We start from the raw sequence: 17,169 nt of genomic DNA, 5'->3' as shown, positions 1-17,169 counted from the left end.
AGGATTATTTAGATGCTATCTACTCTATTCGTTGTTGATCAAAATGCAGATGTACTGCCTTTGGCAAATAACGTAGTGACGTTTGAAACGTATTTGCAAGAGTACCCAAAGCTCGGTGAATCAAAACTTCGAGTGATTAATTTATGTGACTGTGACCGTTATTTAAGCCAAGGTTATTACTGCTCTTTACTTGCTGAAGCGCGTAATCACCAAGTGCTTCCGAGTCTAAAGGTTATTAATGGTTTACGTGATGGCGATAATGCGTTGTTTTTATCGCAGGCTTGGTTTGATAAGCGTGGGATCGCGATTACCGATGACGCTGAGCTGATCATTTGTATGGGCGAAACCCAACAGCCTGAATTTAGTAAGTTGGCGGCGTATTTATTTCAGCAATTTCCAGCGCCTTTACTAAAAGTGACATTACAGCAGCAAGATAAAGGCGTGCGTGTGCAGGTGCAGCGTCGCGACTTTTCGACACTACAGGTGGCGCAGCTTGAGTTTTGTACTCAAGTATTAGGTCATGTGCATGCCACTCAGTGGAACAAACGTAAGAGCCACAAAAAGTATCGCTGGGACATTGCGATGTTGGTGGACCACGATGAAAAATTGCCGCCAAGTAATAAAGGGGCGATCAGCCGCTTTGTTAAAGCGGGTGAAAAGCTTGGCATTAAAGTACATCCATTAGAAGCGGCCGAGTTATACAACTTAGGCCAATACGATGGGCTATTTATTCGTGAAACCACAGCGATTGACCATCATACTTATCGCCTTGCGCAAGAAGCAGAGCAAAAGGATTTAGTGGTAATTGATGACCCAAGCTCGATCCTACGCTGTTGTAATAAGGTGTTTTTGCATGATGCCTTTAATTACAAGAAGGTGCCAAGTTTAGAAACGCGATTTGTGAGTCAGTGTAATGAACAAGTAATCGATAAACTCATTGCTGAGTTATCGCTACCTATGGTGCTTAAAATGCCTGAGAGTTCGTTCTCAAAAGGCGTATTTAAAGTAAAAACCAAAGAAGAGCTTGGCGAGCGTTTACAAGAGCTGATGAGCGTCTCTGCGATTGTGTTGGCGCAAGCTTACTTATACACGGACTACGATTGGCGTATTGGGGTATTAAATGGCCGTGCAATTTACGCATGCCGTTACCATATGGCACGTAACCATTGGCAAATCTATAACCACGAGTCAAAACGTAATTTCTCGGGTGGGTTTGACACGCTACCAACGTTTGAAGTGCCAAAAGCGGTGTTACGCGCAGCGTTAAAAGCGGCGGCAGTCGTGGGTAATGGTTTGTATGGTATTGATATTAAAGAGCACAACGGCAAAGCCTACGTGCTTGAAGTAAACGACAACCCGAATATTGACCAAGGGGTTGAAGACAAATATCTCGGTGACGAGCTGTACATGCAAGTGATGTCTGAATTTTCAAGACGCCTTGAAGCGAGAGGTAAAAAGTAATGTTGCAAGCCGCGTTGGTGCTTGAAAAGGCGACACTGCAGGATTTGAACTCACTGAATGCGCTGGAGCAAAACTGCTTCAGTGCAGATAGACTGAGCCGTCGCCAACTCAAGCATTACATCAGTTTTGAACATAGCCTGCTGCTCACTGCAAAGTTGGCTGGGGAACTTGTGGGCTATGGGCTGCTTTGGTTGCACCAAGGAACGCGGCTAGCAAGGCTTTATTCATTGGCGGTATCGCCTCATCATCAAGGTAAAGGGATCGCACGCCAACTGATGTCAGAGCTTGAGGCCAGAGCGGGTGAAATGGGCTGGTTATATATGCGTTTAGAGGTGGCTAAACGCAATGACGCGGCCATCGGCTTATATAAACGCATGGGTTATCGTGTATTTGGCGAGTATCAAAACTACTATGCGGATCATGATGACGCGCTAAGAATGCAAAAATGTGTGCGTAAGCTGTCGCAAAAGGCGGTGTTGCATCAGGCTCCTTGGTATCAACAAACAACAGACTTTACCTGCGGACCGGCGTCACTGATGATGGCAATGGCAAGCATAGATCCAGGCTGTATGGGCGATCAGGCCTTAGAGCTTGAGATATGGCGTGAAGCGACCACCATCTTTATGACCGCAGGTCACGGCGGCTGTCACCCATTTGGTTTGGCATTGGCTGCGGAGCGCCGTGGTTTTGCGGCAGAGGTGATGGTGAATACGGCAGGCCCGCTATTTTTAGATGGCGTGAGAAGCGCGCAGAAAAAGCAGGTGATGACCTTAGTTCATGAGCAATTCCGTCAAGAGTGTGAATATCGTGATATTGCTATTCACCAAGCCGATGTAAAGCTTGAACAGGTTGAACAATGGTTGTTACAGGGCAGTGCGGTATTGGCCTTGATCAGCACTTATCGGCTAAACGGTAAAAAGGCGCCGCATTGGGTGCTTATTACGGGGTTGGATGAGTTGTGCTTATATCTTAATGACCCTGATGTTGAGGACGACCAAAACCCTATCGACTGCCAGCAAGTACCCATCGCAAGGTCGGATTTTGAAAAAATGATGACGTTTGGCGCAAGCAAGTTAAGTGCGCTGGTGGTGTTGCACGAGTCATTTTAAATAACCTTTTCGGTTATAAGTCAAAGGGCCTGTATTCGGCCCTTTGTTTTTAGCGCTACATGGCGTTTATAGCGTTTTCAAAAACTCAACGATTTGCCACTTTTCATTGTCACTCAAGGTAGTGCCGTAAACGTGACCGCTGTTATCATTGCCCGGCATCACTTCACCGCTGGCTTTGTTCACTTTGAACTCGTTCATGCCTTGATGAGTAATATAGCCAACATTGATAGGGTCGAATTCGCGACTGCCAACCCAGAAGGTATCTGGGCGTGACTCTGGTGATTGTAGTAGTGACCATAGGTTTGGCACCGAGCCATTATGTAAATATGGCGCGGTTGCCCAAATTCCATTTAACGGCCTTGCTTTGTAGACACCCGCGTCGTAAAAACCATCCACACAATCTTCGTTAGTATTGGGGGTTAACTGTTGTCTATTTGCCAAATAGACTTTGAGGCGCTCTTCAATGGATTTTTTCACGGTGGTTTTCTTACCATCTGGCCCAGTGCGCTCTGCTATTAAGCCCGCTTCGATTGCTTTGATGGGATCTTTTAGCACTAGACCCACCACGCCATTTACTGGGATATCGATAGCGCTATCCACGGCTTGGAATTTGTCTCCCGCGATAATGTCGGTTTTTGTGCCTTCCAAGAACAATGTTTTTGCCATGTGGCAGCTGGCGTTATTAGACATAGTGGGATCGGTACCAATCTCTTTTACCGGTACTTTTACCGCTTCGTAATCTTTAAGTAGATTTTTTTGGTCAATTAATTGATGGCAGCTAGCACAATTTGCTTGGAATAGCATTTTTCCTTGTGCCGCCTTATTGGTGTCAATCCCTGGAAGGTATTGCTCAGGCCAAGCTGGTGGCAGAAGTGTTTTTACCCACGCTTCTAGTTGCCCTAACGCATGTAAGTCTACCGTTGAGCTATATCGAGCATGTTTCCCCCAAACGCGCTGCCAAACCGGTGCTTCTTCAATGGATAACGAACCAAACACACCGACAACTTCACCAATGTTGCGTACTAATGGGCCGACCACAGGAATATTGGGTGCGGAAGCATTCCACTGCACAACATTTGACTGGTGCGTCCCCCATAAAAATGGATAGGAGACGGGCGCGGTGGGCGCATTTTTATTGTTAAGGTCGTCAAGCGCAAATGCCGTACCGGCGTTTTGAATATTGCCAAACGCATCAAGTCGAGCATAGCTGGTAAAATCGTCTGGATAGTCTTCGGGTAAGTCATTAACGGTTTGTCGCTCGGCGGTTGCAAGCGCCACATGCTTGAGATCGTCTCGTAAATCATCAATCAATTCTTGCGATGCCCCTTCTTTTAATACGCGCATCGCGAAACGGCTAAACTTTTGATTATCGTTAAGGGTCGCTTCTAGCGCGGCATTAAGGCGGCTAAAGAAGAGTACAAAGTTGGCGAGGGTGGGCGCACCTTCTACCAAGATTTTTGTGCCGTTATAGTCAATTTGGTTAGTGTGACATGCGGCACAGGTCATTCCGACCCAAGCTTGTCCCGTGGTTTGATTGTTATGCACGGCAAAACCGATGGGCAAGCCTGAAGGGTTATTGGCGGCGGTTTTACTGGGCAGATAGCGCAGCATTTCCATATGTTCGCTATCGCGAAAGAGCTTTTTACTGTTAGGTTGCTCTAACCAAGTAAACCAAGTATAGGGAATGATTTGTGACCCTTGGCCTGTGAACCAAAAGTCTTGCCGAAGTTTATCTGACCATCCTTGATTGAGCCAAACTCGCTCAGGTACTTGACCAGATTCTGCAACTGGGTCGAGCGTTTCTTTTGGCACTGAAGGTTTTTTACTTGGTGAGCTACAACTTGCGAGAAACAATGTGCAAGCCACTGCTGCACTTACATATTTTATTACTAGTCTATTGTTCATGTTGAACTGTCCGTGACGGTGGAAGTACCAACTACCTTAGTACAAACTAATTAACAATCAAGTTACACGACATTACACTTGCCGCTAATTCACAAGATGAGAAAGTCTCATCTTTCCAAATATGAAATATTTATGTAAATTTATTTGTTTACACTAAATTTACTTTATTTGTTTGGGAGCGGTTGTGCGTCGAAGTAGTTTTGCCATTTTTCATGTTATGGCGGTAATAGTTATCTTGGTTGGGTTACTGACAGGTCCTCGTTTGGGCATTATCAATCATGATTTTCTGGCGTTTCTTTCGCCTTTGCTTCCACAAGGCGCGTTGCTGTCAATACATGTGTTATTTGGTTGCTTACTCACCTTGATTGCGATTGTTTTTACTGTGGCAACCATTCGCGCACCGTTTCGTGGTGCACCAAGCAAGTTTGATAAAGCCGTTAACTACATTGGGTATCTTGTTATTGTGCTGAGTATAGCCACAGGATGGTTACTTTGGCTCAATCCAGAGAGTCTAAGTTTAGTCATTCATGGGTTATCAGCGACAGCCATTTTTTTGTATTTGGTGTTACATGGCATAAAGCACACGGTGTTTAAGGGCAAGCAAGTACTGAGCGTGTTATTGCCCCGAAATGCGCTTATTTTGCTCAGTTGCAGTATTGCTCTGGTGTATTTTTGCGGCCTTGGCATAAAGCTTATTGTTGCAGATCAGCATTTACGGTTAGAAGTTGCGCCGCTATCAAGGCAAAGTCACCTTGAAATAGACGGTAAAGGAGACGAGCCTGAATGGTTGCGTGCTAAGCCTATTAAGTTAACTACATTTGGTGGTGCAAACTTCTTGGATGGGAGTAGTGAGGTCGAAATAAAAGCGTTGAGCAACCATGATGAAACCTTCTTTCTGATCCGCTGGCAAGATCCGACCGAAAGCCTAGAGCATCTGCCGCTGGAAAAAACCTCGGACGGTTGGCAAGTACAAGAAAATGGCTTTTATCGCTTTGACGAGCGCACTTATTACGAAGATAAGTTTGCCATCATGTTATCGACAACCTGTGAACTAGGAGGTGATGGCACCGTTCAATACGGCGATGCGCCGCTTGCAGGCAAGCCCCGTAACTGGCATGGCAAGGGCTATCACGCAAGTACGGACGGCCGCACGCGAGACTTATGGCACTGGAAAGCGCTGAGAACCAATGACATGTACTTGGCCGATGATAATTTTTTTGGGCCACCTCAAAGCGTTGCACTTGGGCAAAGGCGTTACACCGCAGGATATCAACCTGATGGCAAAGAAAGCGGTGCTTATGTGATGAACTGGCGCTGGTATTCACCAACTGAGGTTACGCCAAAGCGAATGCCAATTCCATCGCCGGATATCACTGAGCGCAAAGTCCTCGACTGGTTTGCCAGCGAAACCTACAACCCACAACGAGACATGGCGAAAATTGGCGAACAGCTCCCGTCCGTGTTGTACCGTTCAAATCGTTTTGAGGGAGATAGAGCCGATGTTAGAGCTAGGGGAGAGTGGCACGATGGCTATTGGACGCTAGAGCTGGTACGTAAACACCAAACGCATTCTCCCCTTGATGTTGAACTGCGCTCTGGTGTTTGCATGTGGGTTTCGGCATTTGATCACGCACAAATCGCGCATACTCGTCACCACAGAGCGATTCAATTGAGGTATATGCTATGACCGTAGCCTCACGTTTAATACTTAGTTTAGCGATTGCCGCTGTGGCGATTAGCTACTTGTTATTCAGCCCCTCTGAGCGAGAAATTCCAACTCATGCACGCTTTATTAAAGTCACTAATGACATGCAGTTTTTGTCTGTCTGGCAGGGTCCTTGGCATTGTGTCTATGACAAAAAGCTTAATCTGCTCTGGGAAGTAAAACGAGATGATGAGTCTATCCACGATGGCTATTGGAGTTACTCTTGGTATGACGGTCAATTTGGTCATGCTGATCAAGGTGATTGTTATTTCGAAGCATCCCACTGCGATAGCCAAGATCTGATCCGTAAAACCAACCAAGCTTCTTTATGTGGTAGTGCCGAATGGCGCTTACCTACACCTGATGAGCTACGCTCTTTAATTCAAACGCCAAATAGTCCCGGACAACCCCATATCGCAAGTGATTTTTTCCCACACATTAAAAATGGTGACTATTGGAGTGGTGAGGGTGGCGTGCCATTACCCAAGTCGTTTAAGCGTGAAAAGTTAGGAGCAACGGCTGTGAATTTTCAATCTGCAGAGGCGCTTTCGCTCCCATATGCAAACGCCGCATTTGTCATGTTGGTGGCTACGCCATCAACACCACTCTCATTGGCTCAAAGTCGTGCTGAGCCTGTTACTCTAAACTAGGAACCAAGGAAATGAAATATACTCAAATGGCAACTTTTGTGGTTGCAGCAGGTCTATCTTGCAGCAGTTTTGCTGCGAGTGACTACCACCGTCTTGTGTGGGACACCAGCCCAAGCACTTCAGCAACAATAGGGTTTACACCTACATCAGGCACTAATCATATTGTTAAATATGGCAGCACAACGGATGAGCAGAGTTGGCAAAGTGCTGCGGTCAGCGCTACGCATACCTTTGACGGTGGCCTCTCAAGTTCATTTGTGAAATTAACCGGCTTAACCCCTGATAGTGCGGTTTATTATCGTGTTTGTGATTCACAAGGTTGCGGTCAGCGTTTGTGGTTCAGAACTGCGCCGCAAACGGCATCAGGGATCACTGCTGTAGCTGGTGGTGATACGCGCACGGGTTGGACAACACGCCGTAAAGGCAATGAGTTGATCGCTAAAATTCGACCGCTATTTATTATGCATGGTGGCGATTACACCAATGCAAACTCCGTTTCTGAAATGCGTGAATACTTAAAAGATTGGCAATTAACCTTTTCGGATGATTTGATTGATGGCCTTGCATACAAGCGAATTTATCCATTTGTAGCAACACATGGCAATCACGAAGACGATAACTACAAAACGCTATGCGAAGTATTTGGCGTAGATTATGACCAAGATGGTGCGTGTACAGCAAAAGATACCTATGGTGCTTTTAACGTGGCGGGGCTTTTAAGGGTTTATACCTTAAACAGCCAATTTAAAAATAGTGGCTGGTCGAGCTATGCCACAGCGATGAACAATTGGCTGAAAAGCGACTTACAGTCTCAGGGCAACAGCGCAACGTGGCGTATCGCTCAGTATCACAAGCCGATGTATCCTCACTATTCAGGTAAGTCAGACAACACCATATTACACACTTGGTGGGCACAAGACTTCTATAATAATGCGATGAACCTAGTGGTAGAGTCCGATACTCATATCAATAAACTGACTTACGCACTAACGCCTACCAGCAATGGCTTTACTGCAACGACCCAAGGCGGCACCGTTTATGTGGGTGAGGGAAGCTGGGGTGCACCGGCAAGAAGCGCCAATGATCCAAAAAGCTGGACTATCGACCTTGCGAGTATTCAACAGTTTAAAGTGTTGAGTGTGACAAATGATAAGCTTACTGTTCGAACTGCTGAGTTTTCAAGCAATGCAACTGCCTTATCTAAAGCGCAGCGAGATGCCGATCCGCTCGCGTTACCTATGAATATGACATGGTGGTATGCCGCCGAAATTGGTGATGAACTGAATCTGATCAAAGCAAGCAATAATCTATCTGTGATAGAAACTCCCATTGTTGAGCCGCCAGCTGCAATTGAACTTATCAGTGGTCAAACACAAGCGAATGTCACTGGCGTTAAGTCTTCTCAGACACTTTATTACATTGATGTGCCTGCAGGAGCGACGCAGCTAAAAGTTGAAACGGCGGGCGGCAGTGGGGATGTAGATATGTATGTGCGCTTTAATGCGGAACCAACGACACAAAACTACGATTGTCGACCCTATAAATCAGGTAATAATGAAGTCTGTACAATTACTCCAGTACAAACAGGTCGTTACTATGTCATGCTTGATGGCTATGAGCGTTATTCGGGCGTTGCGCTAACGGCTACGGTTTATACTGACACTCCTCCAGATCAAGGTAATAGCCAGCAATGGTTGGATCAATCCGCCAGTAAAGGTCAGTGGCAGTATTATACTTTTGACGTGGCACAGGGAACACAGAGCCTGCAAGTAAAGGCATCGGGTGGTACTGGAGATGCTGATTTATATCTGCGTTTTGGTCAACAACCAAATAGTAATACCTACGAGTGTCGGCCTTATGAAAATGGCAATAATGAAACGTGCACAATCACCAATCCAAATGCGGGAACTTGGTATATTGGACTCTATGGTTACGCTGCTTTTTCAGGGTTGACTTTACAAGCAGAAAGTCAATAACCCTGTAAATGAGAGCTTGGTGGTTATTGATGTACCAATCAAGCTCACTTTAAAACTGACCGAATATTGAGAGTAACTTGACTGCGCACAATTAATGGAATTGAGACAATAATCAAGGTACAATAGCGCTGCATTTTTGGACACTTAGGTGTTTTGATGCAACGACCTCTGACGCGCGCAATCGTTGCGGTTCGTAGGGAAGAATAAATTTACCACGTGTTTGGCTATGTTCCGTGGTGATAACAAGGATCACATTATGAATACAAAACTTCTCGTTGGCTTAGGTGCTGTGGCTATTGCCGTTGGTGCTTATGTAACCACTCAATCATCATCTTCTTCAAGCATCGCGATGGAACAACTGGAATATGTTCCGGCTGATACCGCGGTATTTTGGGGGCAATTAACGCCTTTTGAGCAACAAAAATATTTGTCTTTCATGCCTGAAGAGCTTCGACAGGTTCAAAATATCGAAGAGATAACTGGGTTGCTTAGAAAAGAAAATGATAAGCACTTGGACTTTGTAGCAACGCTACTAGAGCAATACAATCTAGCGATGACATCCCCTGAACAAATGAAAGCTATCTTAGGCATGGGTGATACGGTCAGAAGTGTATTCTACACAGTTGGTTTGCTGCCAACATTGCGCTATGAACTGGCGGATCCTGAGGCTTTTCAACGTACGATAAAAATGGCTGCAAAAGATGCCGAAATCACATACCAAGAAGATACGCTTGATGGTGTCGCATTAACGCGTTATCAGCTTGAGTTCGCGCCAGAAGCTAAAATTGAGCTTATCACATCCGTGCAAGGTCAATGGGTAACAACAACATTTAACACGCCAATTAATACTGAAGCGGATTTAAAAGTCGCTTTGGGTATTGCCAAACCAGCCCAGTCACTGGCGCAATCTGGCAAACTTGAGCAATACAATACGCAGTTTGGTTTTGATGGTTCGTCAATTGCGTTTCTGAACCATGTGGCTATCGTCGATGGTATTACTGCAAACAAGCAGTCTGATTTGACTCGTATGTTAAATAATCTATTGCAGCTAGGTGGTGGGACTGAGAAATTAGCGGCGGTACGTGCGCCTGAGTGTCAGGCGGACTACAGTGAAATCGCCAACCTGTGGCCTGCAACGGTATTGGGTACCAAGAACATTCAATTTACTAATTCCGCAATCGACTTTGAAGTTGATACTGTTGTGGTGGGTAAAGATGCTGAACTGATGAAAGCGCTTGGGTCGATCCGTGGCTTTATTCCTGCGCACGTCACCAACGGTGAAGAGAAAGTTCTAGGGTTTGGCTATGGTGTTGATGTTGCAAAAGTCGCACCGCTTGTAAACACCCTTTGGGGCCGCTTTACTAAAGCTGAATTCAAGTGCTCTGAACTCGTTGCACTACAGCAGCAAGCGAAACAAAACAGTCCAATGGCTATTGCGATGATGACAGGCATGGCGAACTCGGTTAAAGGCGTGAGTGCGTCCGTTTTTGATCTTGTTATGGAGCCAAACGACCAAGGCATGCCAGAACCTAAAACGTTTGATGCGCTAGTCACATTGTCTGCCGAAGATCCTTTAGTACTTGTTAATACGGTGAAAGGGCTTGCACCTATGCTGGGTCAAATTCAAATCCCAGAAGATGGTACTCCGGTTTCAATTAACCAGTACATTCCATCTCCGCAGCCATTGGGTATGGATATCAAGTTGGCGGTTAAAGGCGATCACTTAGTGCTGTTTACGGGTGAAAAGGCGACAATTATTGCTGAGAAAATGGCAAGCCAAGCACTAGAAACTAATGGCATGACGCATTTCAGTATGGATATGCAAGCGTTTTTAGCACCAATGTTAGAGGCGGCAAAAGCGACTGGTCAACCAATGCCCGAAGGTATTGATGCATTTTTACAGCAAAATATGGTGTTTGAGTTTAGTATGGATGTTGCAGATCATGGCCTTGTATTTGGCACTGATATGAAGCTGAAAAAACTATAACGAGCAAAAACCCAAATGATGTTAAAAATGCCGACTTTAAGTCGGCATTTTTGTTCTAAAATCACATTTACTTTATCAAAATTGGTAGCTTACTGTCGCTTTAATGTTTCTGCCAAGCTCTGCGGGGTCGTTCGCTTCACTTGCTGGCGCTCGCAAATAACGCTTATCCGTTAGGTTGTCTACACCCAGTCGGGCAGAAAAGCCTGATAATACTCCCTCACCTTGGTATTTTACGTTGAGGTTGTAGATAGTATAGGTCCCAGTACCGTATCCGCGTGTGATGAGATCTTCGCTAAGGCGCTGTTGAGCTCTGTAGTGTAACAATTGAAAACCCAGATTTAAATTACTGTTCAATTGATAATTGGTATTCCAAGTAAGCTTATCTGCTGGTGCTTCAGAATATGGCTGGCGTGTATGGTCAATAGTGCCTAAAAAGAAATTAGGTACACCGACGACATCCATATTCATAGAGGCGTATCCTAGGTAGATGTCTAATTTTTTAAATGAATACTGTGCCTCAATTTCAATACCGTGACTGAATAACTTGCCGATGTTTTTCGCACTATAATCACGGTGTGTGGCGACAGGGACCCCATTGCTGGGATTGGGACCGGGTGAGCCGAGCTGTTTATTGCCATTCTCATCGATGTAGTACATAAAAGGTACATTGTCGATGTAATTATCTACCTCACTATCAAAGTACATGACTTTTACACTGAAGTTATCAGCGAAGGATAAGTCTTGCCAACTCAAACCAAAACCAACTTCGTAGCTTTGAGAGTCTTCGGCTTTTAAATCTGGTTGCGGTTCGCTAAAGCAAATTTTTCCACCAATATGACATCTCCACTCATCTTTTTTATACAACTCTTGAAGCGAAGGTGCTCGAAATGCCTCCGCGGCTTTAGCGTAAAAATTAAGATAATCCGCGACTTTAAAAGTTACTCCTAGCTCGCTAGAGAGTTCAGAATCATCATTATCGGAATAGGCGACAAAATGGTTACTTGAGCGGGTGTATTTATCGAATCTCACACCTCCTGTAAGGAGTAATCTCTCATTTAAAAACTGACTTTGATCGATAACAGAAATTGACCAATTGGAGGCGTCGCTATCGCCATAGTAGGTTGACTTATCAGCAGGGTTTTCGTCCCATTGCTGTTGGTCGAAGCTTTCGGATTCGTACTGCGCTTCAATGGCTAGCTTGTGCTTTATTTTCCCAGTGAATGTAGCCAAGTTAGCGACTCTCAAGCCTTTGCGCGTACTTTCTCCATTTTTCTCTCCATCATAGTTAATTTTGTTGCTGCCGCGTTCAATATAACCTTTGGTGATTTCATCATAGGCTTTTTGTGCAAAGAATGCTTGTATATCTAAGTCAAGCAACTCGCTAACACCTTGATACGTGTAGTTGAGCATTCCTTCCAGATAGTCATTTTTGTAATCTTCTGCAAGTGTCGGATAGGCCAACGCTAAGTCTATGCGCTGGGCATACGGCTGATCGATTGACTCGGTTTTACTGTAATCAATTTTACTGCTCAAAGTATGGTGTTTGTTGATGTACCAAGTATTTTTAAGCGCGAGGTTTTGACGTTTTGACTGATTTTTTATTTTACTTATCTGCTGAATACTATCGTCTTCTGCGGCTTTGGTGTCTGCCACGACATCAATATCGTTAAATTCCACTTGGCTAAGAGACAAGACCGTATCACTGTGATCATTCAGGTGAAATAGACTGACGTTAATATCATTGGCATCCGATACAGATAAATGTGTGACCGAAGCTTTGCTGCCAAATCCATGCTGGTCATTTAGGTAATCTGCAGCGTTTTTGGTTACGAGTCGTATACTCCCTCCGATGGCCCCAGAACCGACGGTTAAAGAATCGGCACCTCGCAATACTTGCACTTGCTTTAATTGATCTGGGTTTATTCCCAAGGAATTAATTTGCGCGATATTTTGGCTGCCATCCGAATCAATCTTACGTTTCACATTGTCTACAGAGATGTGTATTCGTTCACCGTACAACCCTCGAATGGCGGGTTGTCCAGAGAGCGGCGTCACGCTACCAAATAGTTCAACATTGGGGAGAGTCTTGAGTAATTGGTTTAAATCGGATGCTTGTTGCCGCGCTATTTGCTCTTCCGTTAGCGCTGAAACTGAAGCCGCTACATCATGGTTTAAGGTCGATAATTTGTGTCCCAACACCTCTATTTTTTCAATTTCGGAATTGGTTGGGGAAGACGGCTCAGCATATGCATTCCAGCCGCTGAAGGTTGCAAGAATGGATAAAGAGAGAGTAGAGAGTTTCATATTATTAATCCTTAATAAAAATAATTACCATTTGCAATTGCGGCGAAGGTGTTAGTTGTTATAAGATCTAATTGCAATAAATAATTACTTATAGTTATATAGATAAAGGCGTTACTATTCTGACTTTTAAGGAAAAATATGAAGATAAACAATTTACTCTGTGGTTTAGTTATCACACTGCTAGTATCAACGGCTGATGCTAAAACAATTGAGTTTGGCGGCGGTGCGAACATGAACAAGCTTGTTGCGGCCGCAGATGTATTGAAAAACTCGGAGCAGTTTACGGGAAGTGAGATCACGCTGTCAGGTGAAGTGGTAAAAGTGTGCAAAAAGCGTGGCTGTTGGATGACACTGAAGGTAGATAATGGTGAGGAAATAAACGTAAAGGTACGGGATGGCGATATGGTTTTTCCAATGTCAGCCATTGGCAAGCGCGCTTATGCGACTGGTGTACTTGAACAGTTCGAGCTAGATATTGAGAAAACGAAGCGTTATTTGGCCCATAGAGCGCACGAAAACGGTGAAGCGTTTGATGCAAGCAAAGTCACTGAGGGGATGAGTCTAGTTAGGCTCAAACCGGATGCAGTAACGATTTTAGAAACGAAATAAAAGCTATTTCACAAGGACGGCGTACTCGAAGTTTGTACGCTGTGAATTTGGGCTGATCACCACTTGGTAAGTGTCAGCACCAAGCATCACATAATTCACCTTACCCACCTTTAGGGGTTTTGGTGTGCTATCTAAATCCATTATCCAGACACCAGTTTCGGTATCTGGTGCTAAATTTATTAAGGTTCTGCCGGCGTTATTTGGAATATATAAAGCGGCATTACTACTTTTACCCCAAATCGCTTTTAGTTTGTGGTTTTCCGACACCAATGTGTAATCCGCGGGACCAGAAGGGCGCATATCGGACTGGCGCTTGACTTCACACTGTTCGCATTGAATTGAAGCAGCGGAAAGATGTGTTTGCAGCTGCCCGTCAAAGATAATGCCCTCAGAGGCTATTTTCCACAAAGGTTGGCCTTCACCCAACTGATGACACCCTGACACCAGTAAAGCTGAAAATACTAAGCTGTAATATTTGTTAACAATAGGCACCGGATCACCAAACGAAAACTAGTTAAACCGGTACAAATAGTAGCTAATCTTAAGCGTCAATATAAGGTCTTAACGTTAACGAATGTAAAAGGTTACTTCATCAATTATTAAGACTAACTGCTACAGCCGCTGCCACAACTTGAGCCACTATTACAACTTGAGTTTGAAGAACTCGACGAGGAGGTACTGCTGTCGCCACTGTCCATTGACGTACACCCGATGTGCCCCGCATAGGTTGTGCTGCTGGAGTCGCCTTTGGCAATGGGCTCTCGAAAATCAGTTGCCGAGTAGTAATAGCCATTTGGAATATTAAGTAAAGCGTCAACTGCGAATAATATAGGTAAAGTAGCCGGTCTGCGAGGAGATATTCCTTCGATGCTACAGCAGGCTCTCCATGTTTTACGCAGACTGAGTTGAGCTTTGTTTTTCCCTTTCATTGCCTCAGATGGACAATGATGTAAGAAACGGTCAAAAGCCTCATAGCAAAAGGAATGATACTCTTGTGTGTGTAAAATAAATTCATGCCACAGCGCATCGACAACCTGGGAGGGCATAGCTAAGGACTGATCTTCGAGCAATAAGTTCGCTTGGAAAAACTGCTTAAGGCCCAATTCAACCTGTGTAAGTTGCTCATTGGTAAGCTCAGGATAATGTTGACTGAGTTTGGGTCTTAAATGCGTGAGATCGTAATCTTGAATAAAACTACGTCTACGCGCCGTCGTTTTTACTTTTTGATATTGTAATACACCAACAAAGACCACAAATACCGCAACAAGTAGAAGAAATCCAATCATGTTATTTCCCTATATTTTTGCGTCCTAGACTGACCGAATGTGTAGCGTGTGTCAATAACGGGAAATATTAGAAGCAAGATAGCTTGCCTCTAATTGATTTGATTGTAAGTTTCTTAAATAACCTGAGGTTTGGATAAGGAATGTTCCAACTCATTGCTTCTAAAGAATAGCTTGGTTTTTTCCTTGTCTAGCCAGAGAGTTTTAGGGAAAACACCGCTTCCGCGTCCTGCTCTCGCTAAGGTACCTACATCCTGTAGGCAAGGCGAATTTACGCACCAATAGCTGGCTATTGGAAGTGAATTCAACGCAGTTAGCGCTAAAACTGGCTGCTAGAAAGGCATTAATTATCCGCAGCTCAGGTTAAATACTCTGTTTGACGTATTCTCCGGGGGCATCGTAAATCCCCGGTTGTTCATCACTTTGCGCGGCACGGGCTGGAACTTGCTCTGGGTTTATTTGATGTAACCACTGTGCCCAATGCGACCACCATGACCCGCTTTCATGCTTTGCCGAGGCAAGCCACTCAGCGGGGTTCTCGTGGTCTTGTCCATCAAACCAATAACCATATTTGTTTGCACTTGGCGGGTTGACCACTCCGGCAATATGACCTGACTCCCCAAGCACAAAAGTGAGCGGGCTGCTGAGTCTTTTGGCGCCCTCAAAAGTGCCTTGCCACAGCGCAATATGATCGTCACGGGTAGAGAGAAAGTAGACAGGTTGCTTTACTTTACTGAGGTCAATTTTAGTGCCACGAATACTGACAGACTTGTCTTCAATAAGCTGATTATTAAGATATAAGTCCCGCAAAATAAAGTTGTGGCAGGCCGCTGTTAGATTTGTACTATCACTATTCCAATAGAGTAAATCTAAGTCAGCGGGCGCTTTGCCTTTGAGGTAGTTATTAACGAAGTAATTCCAATACAAGCTGTTTTCTCTCAGCATACTAAAAGAAGTACCGAGCAGATGCCCAGACATCACGCCATTTTGATTATTATACTGTTCTAGCGCATTAATGGTGGGCTCATTTATAAATGCGCCAAGTTCACCTGGCTGTGAGAAATCTAAAATCGTGGTCAGCAAGGTTGCACTTTTTACTCTTTGTTTCATGCGCTTAGCAGCAATATAGGCCATACATGAGGTGAGTAGAGTACCGCCGATACAATAACCCACAGTATGGATTTGTGTTTCGCCTGTTTGTTTTTCAGTTTGCTCTAAAGCACATAACACACCGTCTACGACGTAGTCGTCAAACGCAATATTTGCCATGCTTGGATCTGGGTTTTTCCATGACATCATTAACACGGTATAGCCTTGTTCAAGTGCCCATTTAACCATGGAGTTATCTGCTCTCAAGTCCAAAATATAGTATTTATTAACAAATGGCGGCACGATAAGCAGGGGAGTCTTGTGTACTTGCTCCGTAGTCGGATGATATTGGATCAATTCAAACAAGTGGTTTTGAAATACCACTCTACCCGGTGTACAAGCTAGGTCTTCCCCGAGTGTATACGCATTTTCATTGGTCATGCTGACTCGGAGCATTTCAGTACTTTTGGCTAGATCTTTTTTTAAGCGCGCCAGTCCATCGAATAGATTTTGTCCGTTACTTTCTAACGTCAGCTTAAGTAATTCAGGGTTGGTTGAAACAAAGTTGCTCGGTGATACTGAATTAACGGACTGTCTTGCAAAAAACGCTAATCGCTCTTTAAGTTTTGGGTCGAGGCCTGGAGTATTTTCAATGGTGTTTTGTAGTGATTGTCCAAACCAAAGATAGCTTTGTTTAAGGTAGTTAAACCAAGGATTTTCTTGCCAATCAGGGTCTACAAAGCGTTTGTCTCCACGTTCTGGGCTAATAATGTCTTCTTTATCATCGGTAGTTTGTGGCATAAAACTGTTTTGAAAAATTGCAAACTGAGTCTGCCACCACGCATTTTGCTGTTTAATAAAGGTTTCCGGTTGTTGATTGAGTGCACTGAGCCAGCTTTGTAAGTCGGCTTGGTTTTGCTCATTTAATGCATTTTGTAATGGATTCTCTTTACCAAAATGTGTCGCTGCGAGCTGCCACAATTCTTGGTTATATTGCCACCACGCAGTTAACCCTTGCTCAATATTTTCTTGAGTGCCCATACAGGTAGATCCTTTGTGTTGTTTGAACGGGTAAGGCGACCTAAGTCGCC

12 protein-coding genes are annotated in these 17,169 nt (G+C 44.5%); 7 read left to right on the top strand and 5 right to left on the bottom strand.

What is annotated here, in order from left to right; all coding sequences use genetic code 11:
* Positions 1-12 precede the first annotated feature (12 nt).
* Together PNC201_RS12760 and PNC201_RS12755 are read left to right on the top strand one after the other, a co-directional pair.
* Positions 13-1,461 carry a RimK family protein gene (locus tag PNC201_RS12760; protein ID WP_010606541.1) on the top strand — a complete coding sequence of 483 codons (1,449 nt, stop codon included), beginning with the start codon at positions 13-15 and terminating at the stop codon, positions 1,459-1,461.
* Entirely contained in the window at positions 1,461-2,570 is a 1,110-nt protein-coding gene (locus PNC201_RS12755) for a GNAT family N-acetyltransferase/peptidase C39 family protein (protein WP_102057271.1), read from the top strand. The genes PNC201_RS12760 and PNC201_RS12755 overlap by 1 nt, the downstream gene beginning before the upstream one ends.
* A 66-nt stretch (positions 2,571-2,636) precedes the next feature.
* Here the strand turns inward: PNC201_RS12755 and PNC201_RS12750 are convergent, their stop codons facing one another.
* Positions 2,637-4,475 carry a di-heme-cytochrome C peroxidase gene (locus PNC201_RS12750; protein WP_102057270.1) on the bottom strand — a complete coding sequence of 613 codons (1,839 nt, stop codon included), beginning with the start codon at positions 4,473-4,475 and terminating at the stop codon, positions 2,637-2,639.
* A gap of 184 nt (positions 4,476-4,659) precedes the next feature.
* Between PNC201_RS12750 and PNC201_RS12745 the strand changes: the two genes are divergently transcribed.
* The 4 genes from PNC201_RS12745 to PNC201_RS12730 all read left to right on the top strand — a co-directional run bounded on the left by PNC201_RS12745 (position 4,660) and on the right by PNC201_RS12730 (position 10,793).
* Entirely contained in the window at positions 4,660-6,162 is a 1,503-nt protein-coding gene (locus PNC201_RS12745) for an ethylbenzene dehydrogenase-related protein (RefSeq protein WP_102057269.1), read from the top strand.
* Positions 6,159-6,830 carry an Lcl C-terminal domain-containing protein gene (locus PNC201_RS12740; RefSeq protein ID WP_102057268.1) on the top strand — a complete coding sequence of 224 codons (672 nt, stop codon included), beginning with the start codon at positions 6,159-6,161 and terminating at the stop codon, positions 6,828-6,830. Before PNC201_RS12745 ends, PNC201_RS12740 begins: the two co-directional genes overlap by 4 nt.
* An 11-nt stretch (positions 6,831-6,841) precedes the next feature.
* The gene (locus tag PNC201_RS12735) at positions 6,842-8,806 is read left to right on the top strand and encodes a pre-peptidase C-terminal domain-containing protein (RefSeq protein ID WP_102057267.1); all 1,965 of its coding nucleotides are present in this window, start codon (positions 6,842-6,844) and stop codon (positions 8,804-8,806) included.
* A 256-nt stretch (positions 8,807-9,062) separates the two neighbouring features.
* Positions 9,063-10,793: a hypothetical protein gene (locus PNC201_RS12730; protein ID WP_102057266.1), complete on the top strand. Its 1,731-nt coding sequence runs from the start codon at positions 9,063-9,065 to the stop codon at positions 10,791-10,793.
* Between the two features lie 75 nt (positions 10,794-10,868).
* Here PNC201_RS12730 and PNC201_RS12725 read toward each other — a convergent pair whose 3' ends face one another.
* Positions 10,869-13,097: a TonB-dependent receptor domain-containing protein gene (locus PNC201_RS12725; protein WP_102057265.1), complete on the bottom strand. Its 2,229-nt coding sequence runs from the start codon at positions 13,095-13,097 to the stop codon at positions 10,869-10,871.
* Between the two features lie 138 nt (positions 13,098-13,235).
* Between PNC201_RS12725 and PNC201_RS12720 the strand changes: the two genes are divergently transcribed.
* Positions 13,236-13,706 (top strand): DUF4920 domain-containing protein, encoded by a 471-nt coding sequence (locus tag PNC201_RS12720; protein ID WP_010606549.1) that lies wholly within the window; start codon positions 13,236-13,238, stop codon positions 13,704-13,706.
* Positions 13,707-13,709: 3 nt separating this feature from the next.
* Here PNC201_RS12720 and PNC201_RS12715 read toward each other — a convergent pair whose 3' ends face one another.
* The 3 genes from PNC201_RS12715 to phaC all read right to left on the bottom strand — a co-directional run bounded on the left by PNC201_RS12715 (position 13,710) and on the right by phaC (position 17,119).
* Positions 13,710-14,198 (bottom strand): hypothetical protein, encoded by a 489-nt coding sequence (locus PNC201_RS12715; protein ID WP_029215865.1) that lies wholly within the window; start codon positions 14,196-14,198, stop codon positions 13,710-13,712.
* Positions 14,199-14,311: 113 nt separating this feature from the next.
* Positions 14,312-14,992 (bottom strand): glycine-rich domain-containing protein, encoded by a 681-nt coding sequence (locus PNC201_RS12710; RefSeq protein ID WP_102057264.1) that lies wholly within the window; start codon positions 14,990-14,992, stop codon positions 14,312-14,314.
* 360 nt (positions 14,993-15,352) lie between these two features.
* Positions 15,353-17,119, bottom strand: a complete 1,767-nt coding sequence (gene phaC, locus PNC201_RS12705) for a class I poly(R)-hydroxyalkanoic acid synthase (RefSeq protein WP_102057263.1) — start codon at positions 17,117-17,119, stop codon at positions 15,353-15,355.
* Between the last annotated feature and the right edge of the window lie 50 nt (positions 17,120-17,169).

Source organism: Pseudoalteromonas sp. NC201 (assembly GCF_002850255.1).
GTDB lineage: Bacteria > Pseudomonadota > Gammaproteobacteria > Enterobacterales > Alteromonadaceae > Pseudoalteromonas.
This window is presented reverse-complemented; position numbering and strand designations above follow the sequence as displayed.

Coding starts and splice junctions, on each gene's coding strand:
- PNC201_RS12760 (WP_010606541.1), top strand. CDS start 13: ATGCTATCTACTCTATTCGTTGTTGATCAAAATGCAGATGTACTGCCT.
- PNC201_RS12755 (WP_102057271.1), top strand. CDS start 1,461: ATGTTGCAAGCCGCGTTGGTGCTTGAAAAGGCGACACTGCAGGATTTG.
- PNC201_RS12750 (WP_102057270.1), bottom strand. CDS start 4,475: ATGAACAATAGACTAGTAATAAAATATGTAAGTGCAGCAGTGGCTTGC.
- PNC201_RS12740 (WP_102057268.1), top strand. CDS start 6,159: ATGACCGTAGCCTCACGTTTAATACTTAGTTTAGCGATTGCCGCTGTG.
- PNC201_RS12735 (WP_102057267.1), top strand. CDS start 6,842: ATGAAATATACTCAAATGGCAACTTTTGTGGTTGCAGCAGGTCTATCT.
- PNC201_RS12730 (WP_102057266.1), top strand. CDS start 9,063: ATGAATACAAAACTTCTCGTTGGCTTAGGTGCTGTGGCTATTGCCGTT.
- PNC201_RS12725 (WP_102057265.1), bottom strand. CDS start 13,097: ATGAAACTCTCTACTCTCTCTTTATCCATTCTTGCAACCTTCAGCGGC.
- PNC201_RS12720 (WP_010606549.1), top strand. CDS start 13,236: ATGAAGATAAACAATTTACTCTGTGGTTTAGTTATCACACTGCTAGTA.
- PNC201_RS12710 (WP_102057264.1), bottom strand. CDS start 14,992: ATGATTGGATTTCTTCTACTTGTTGCGGTATTTGTGGTCTTTGTTGGT.
- phaC (WP_102057263.1), bottom strand. CDS start 17,119: ATGGGCACTCAAGAAAATATTGAGCAAGGGTTAACTGCGTGGTGGCAA.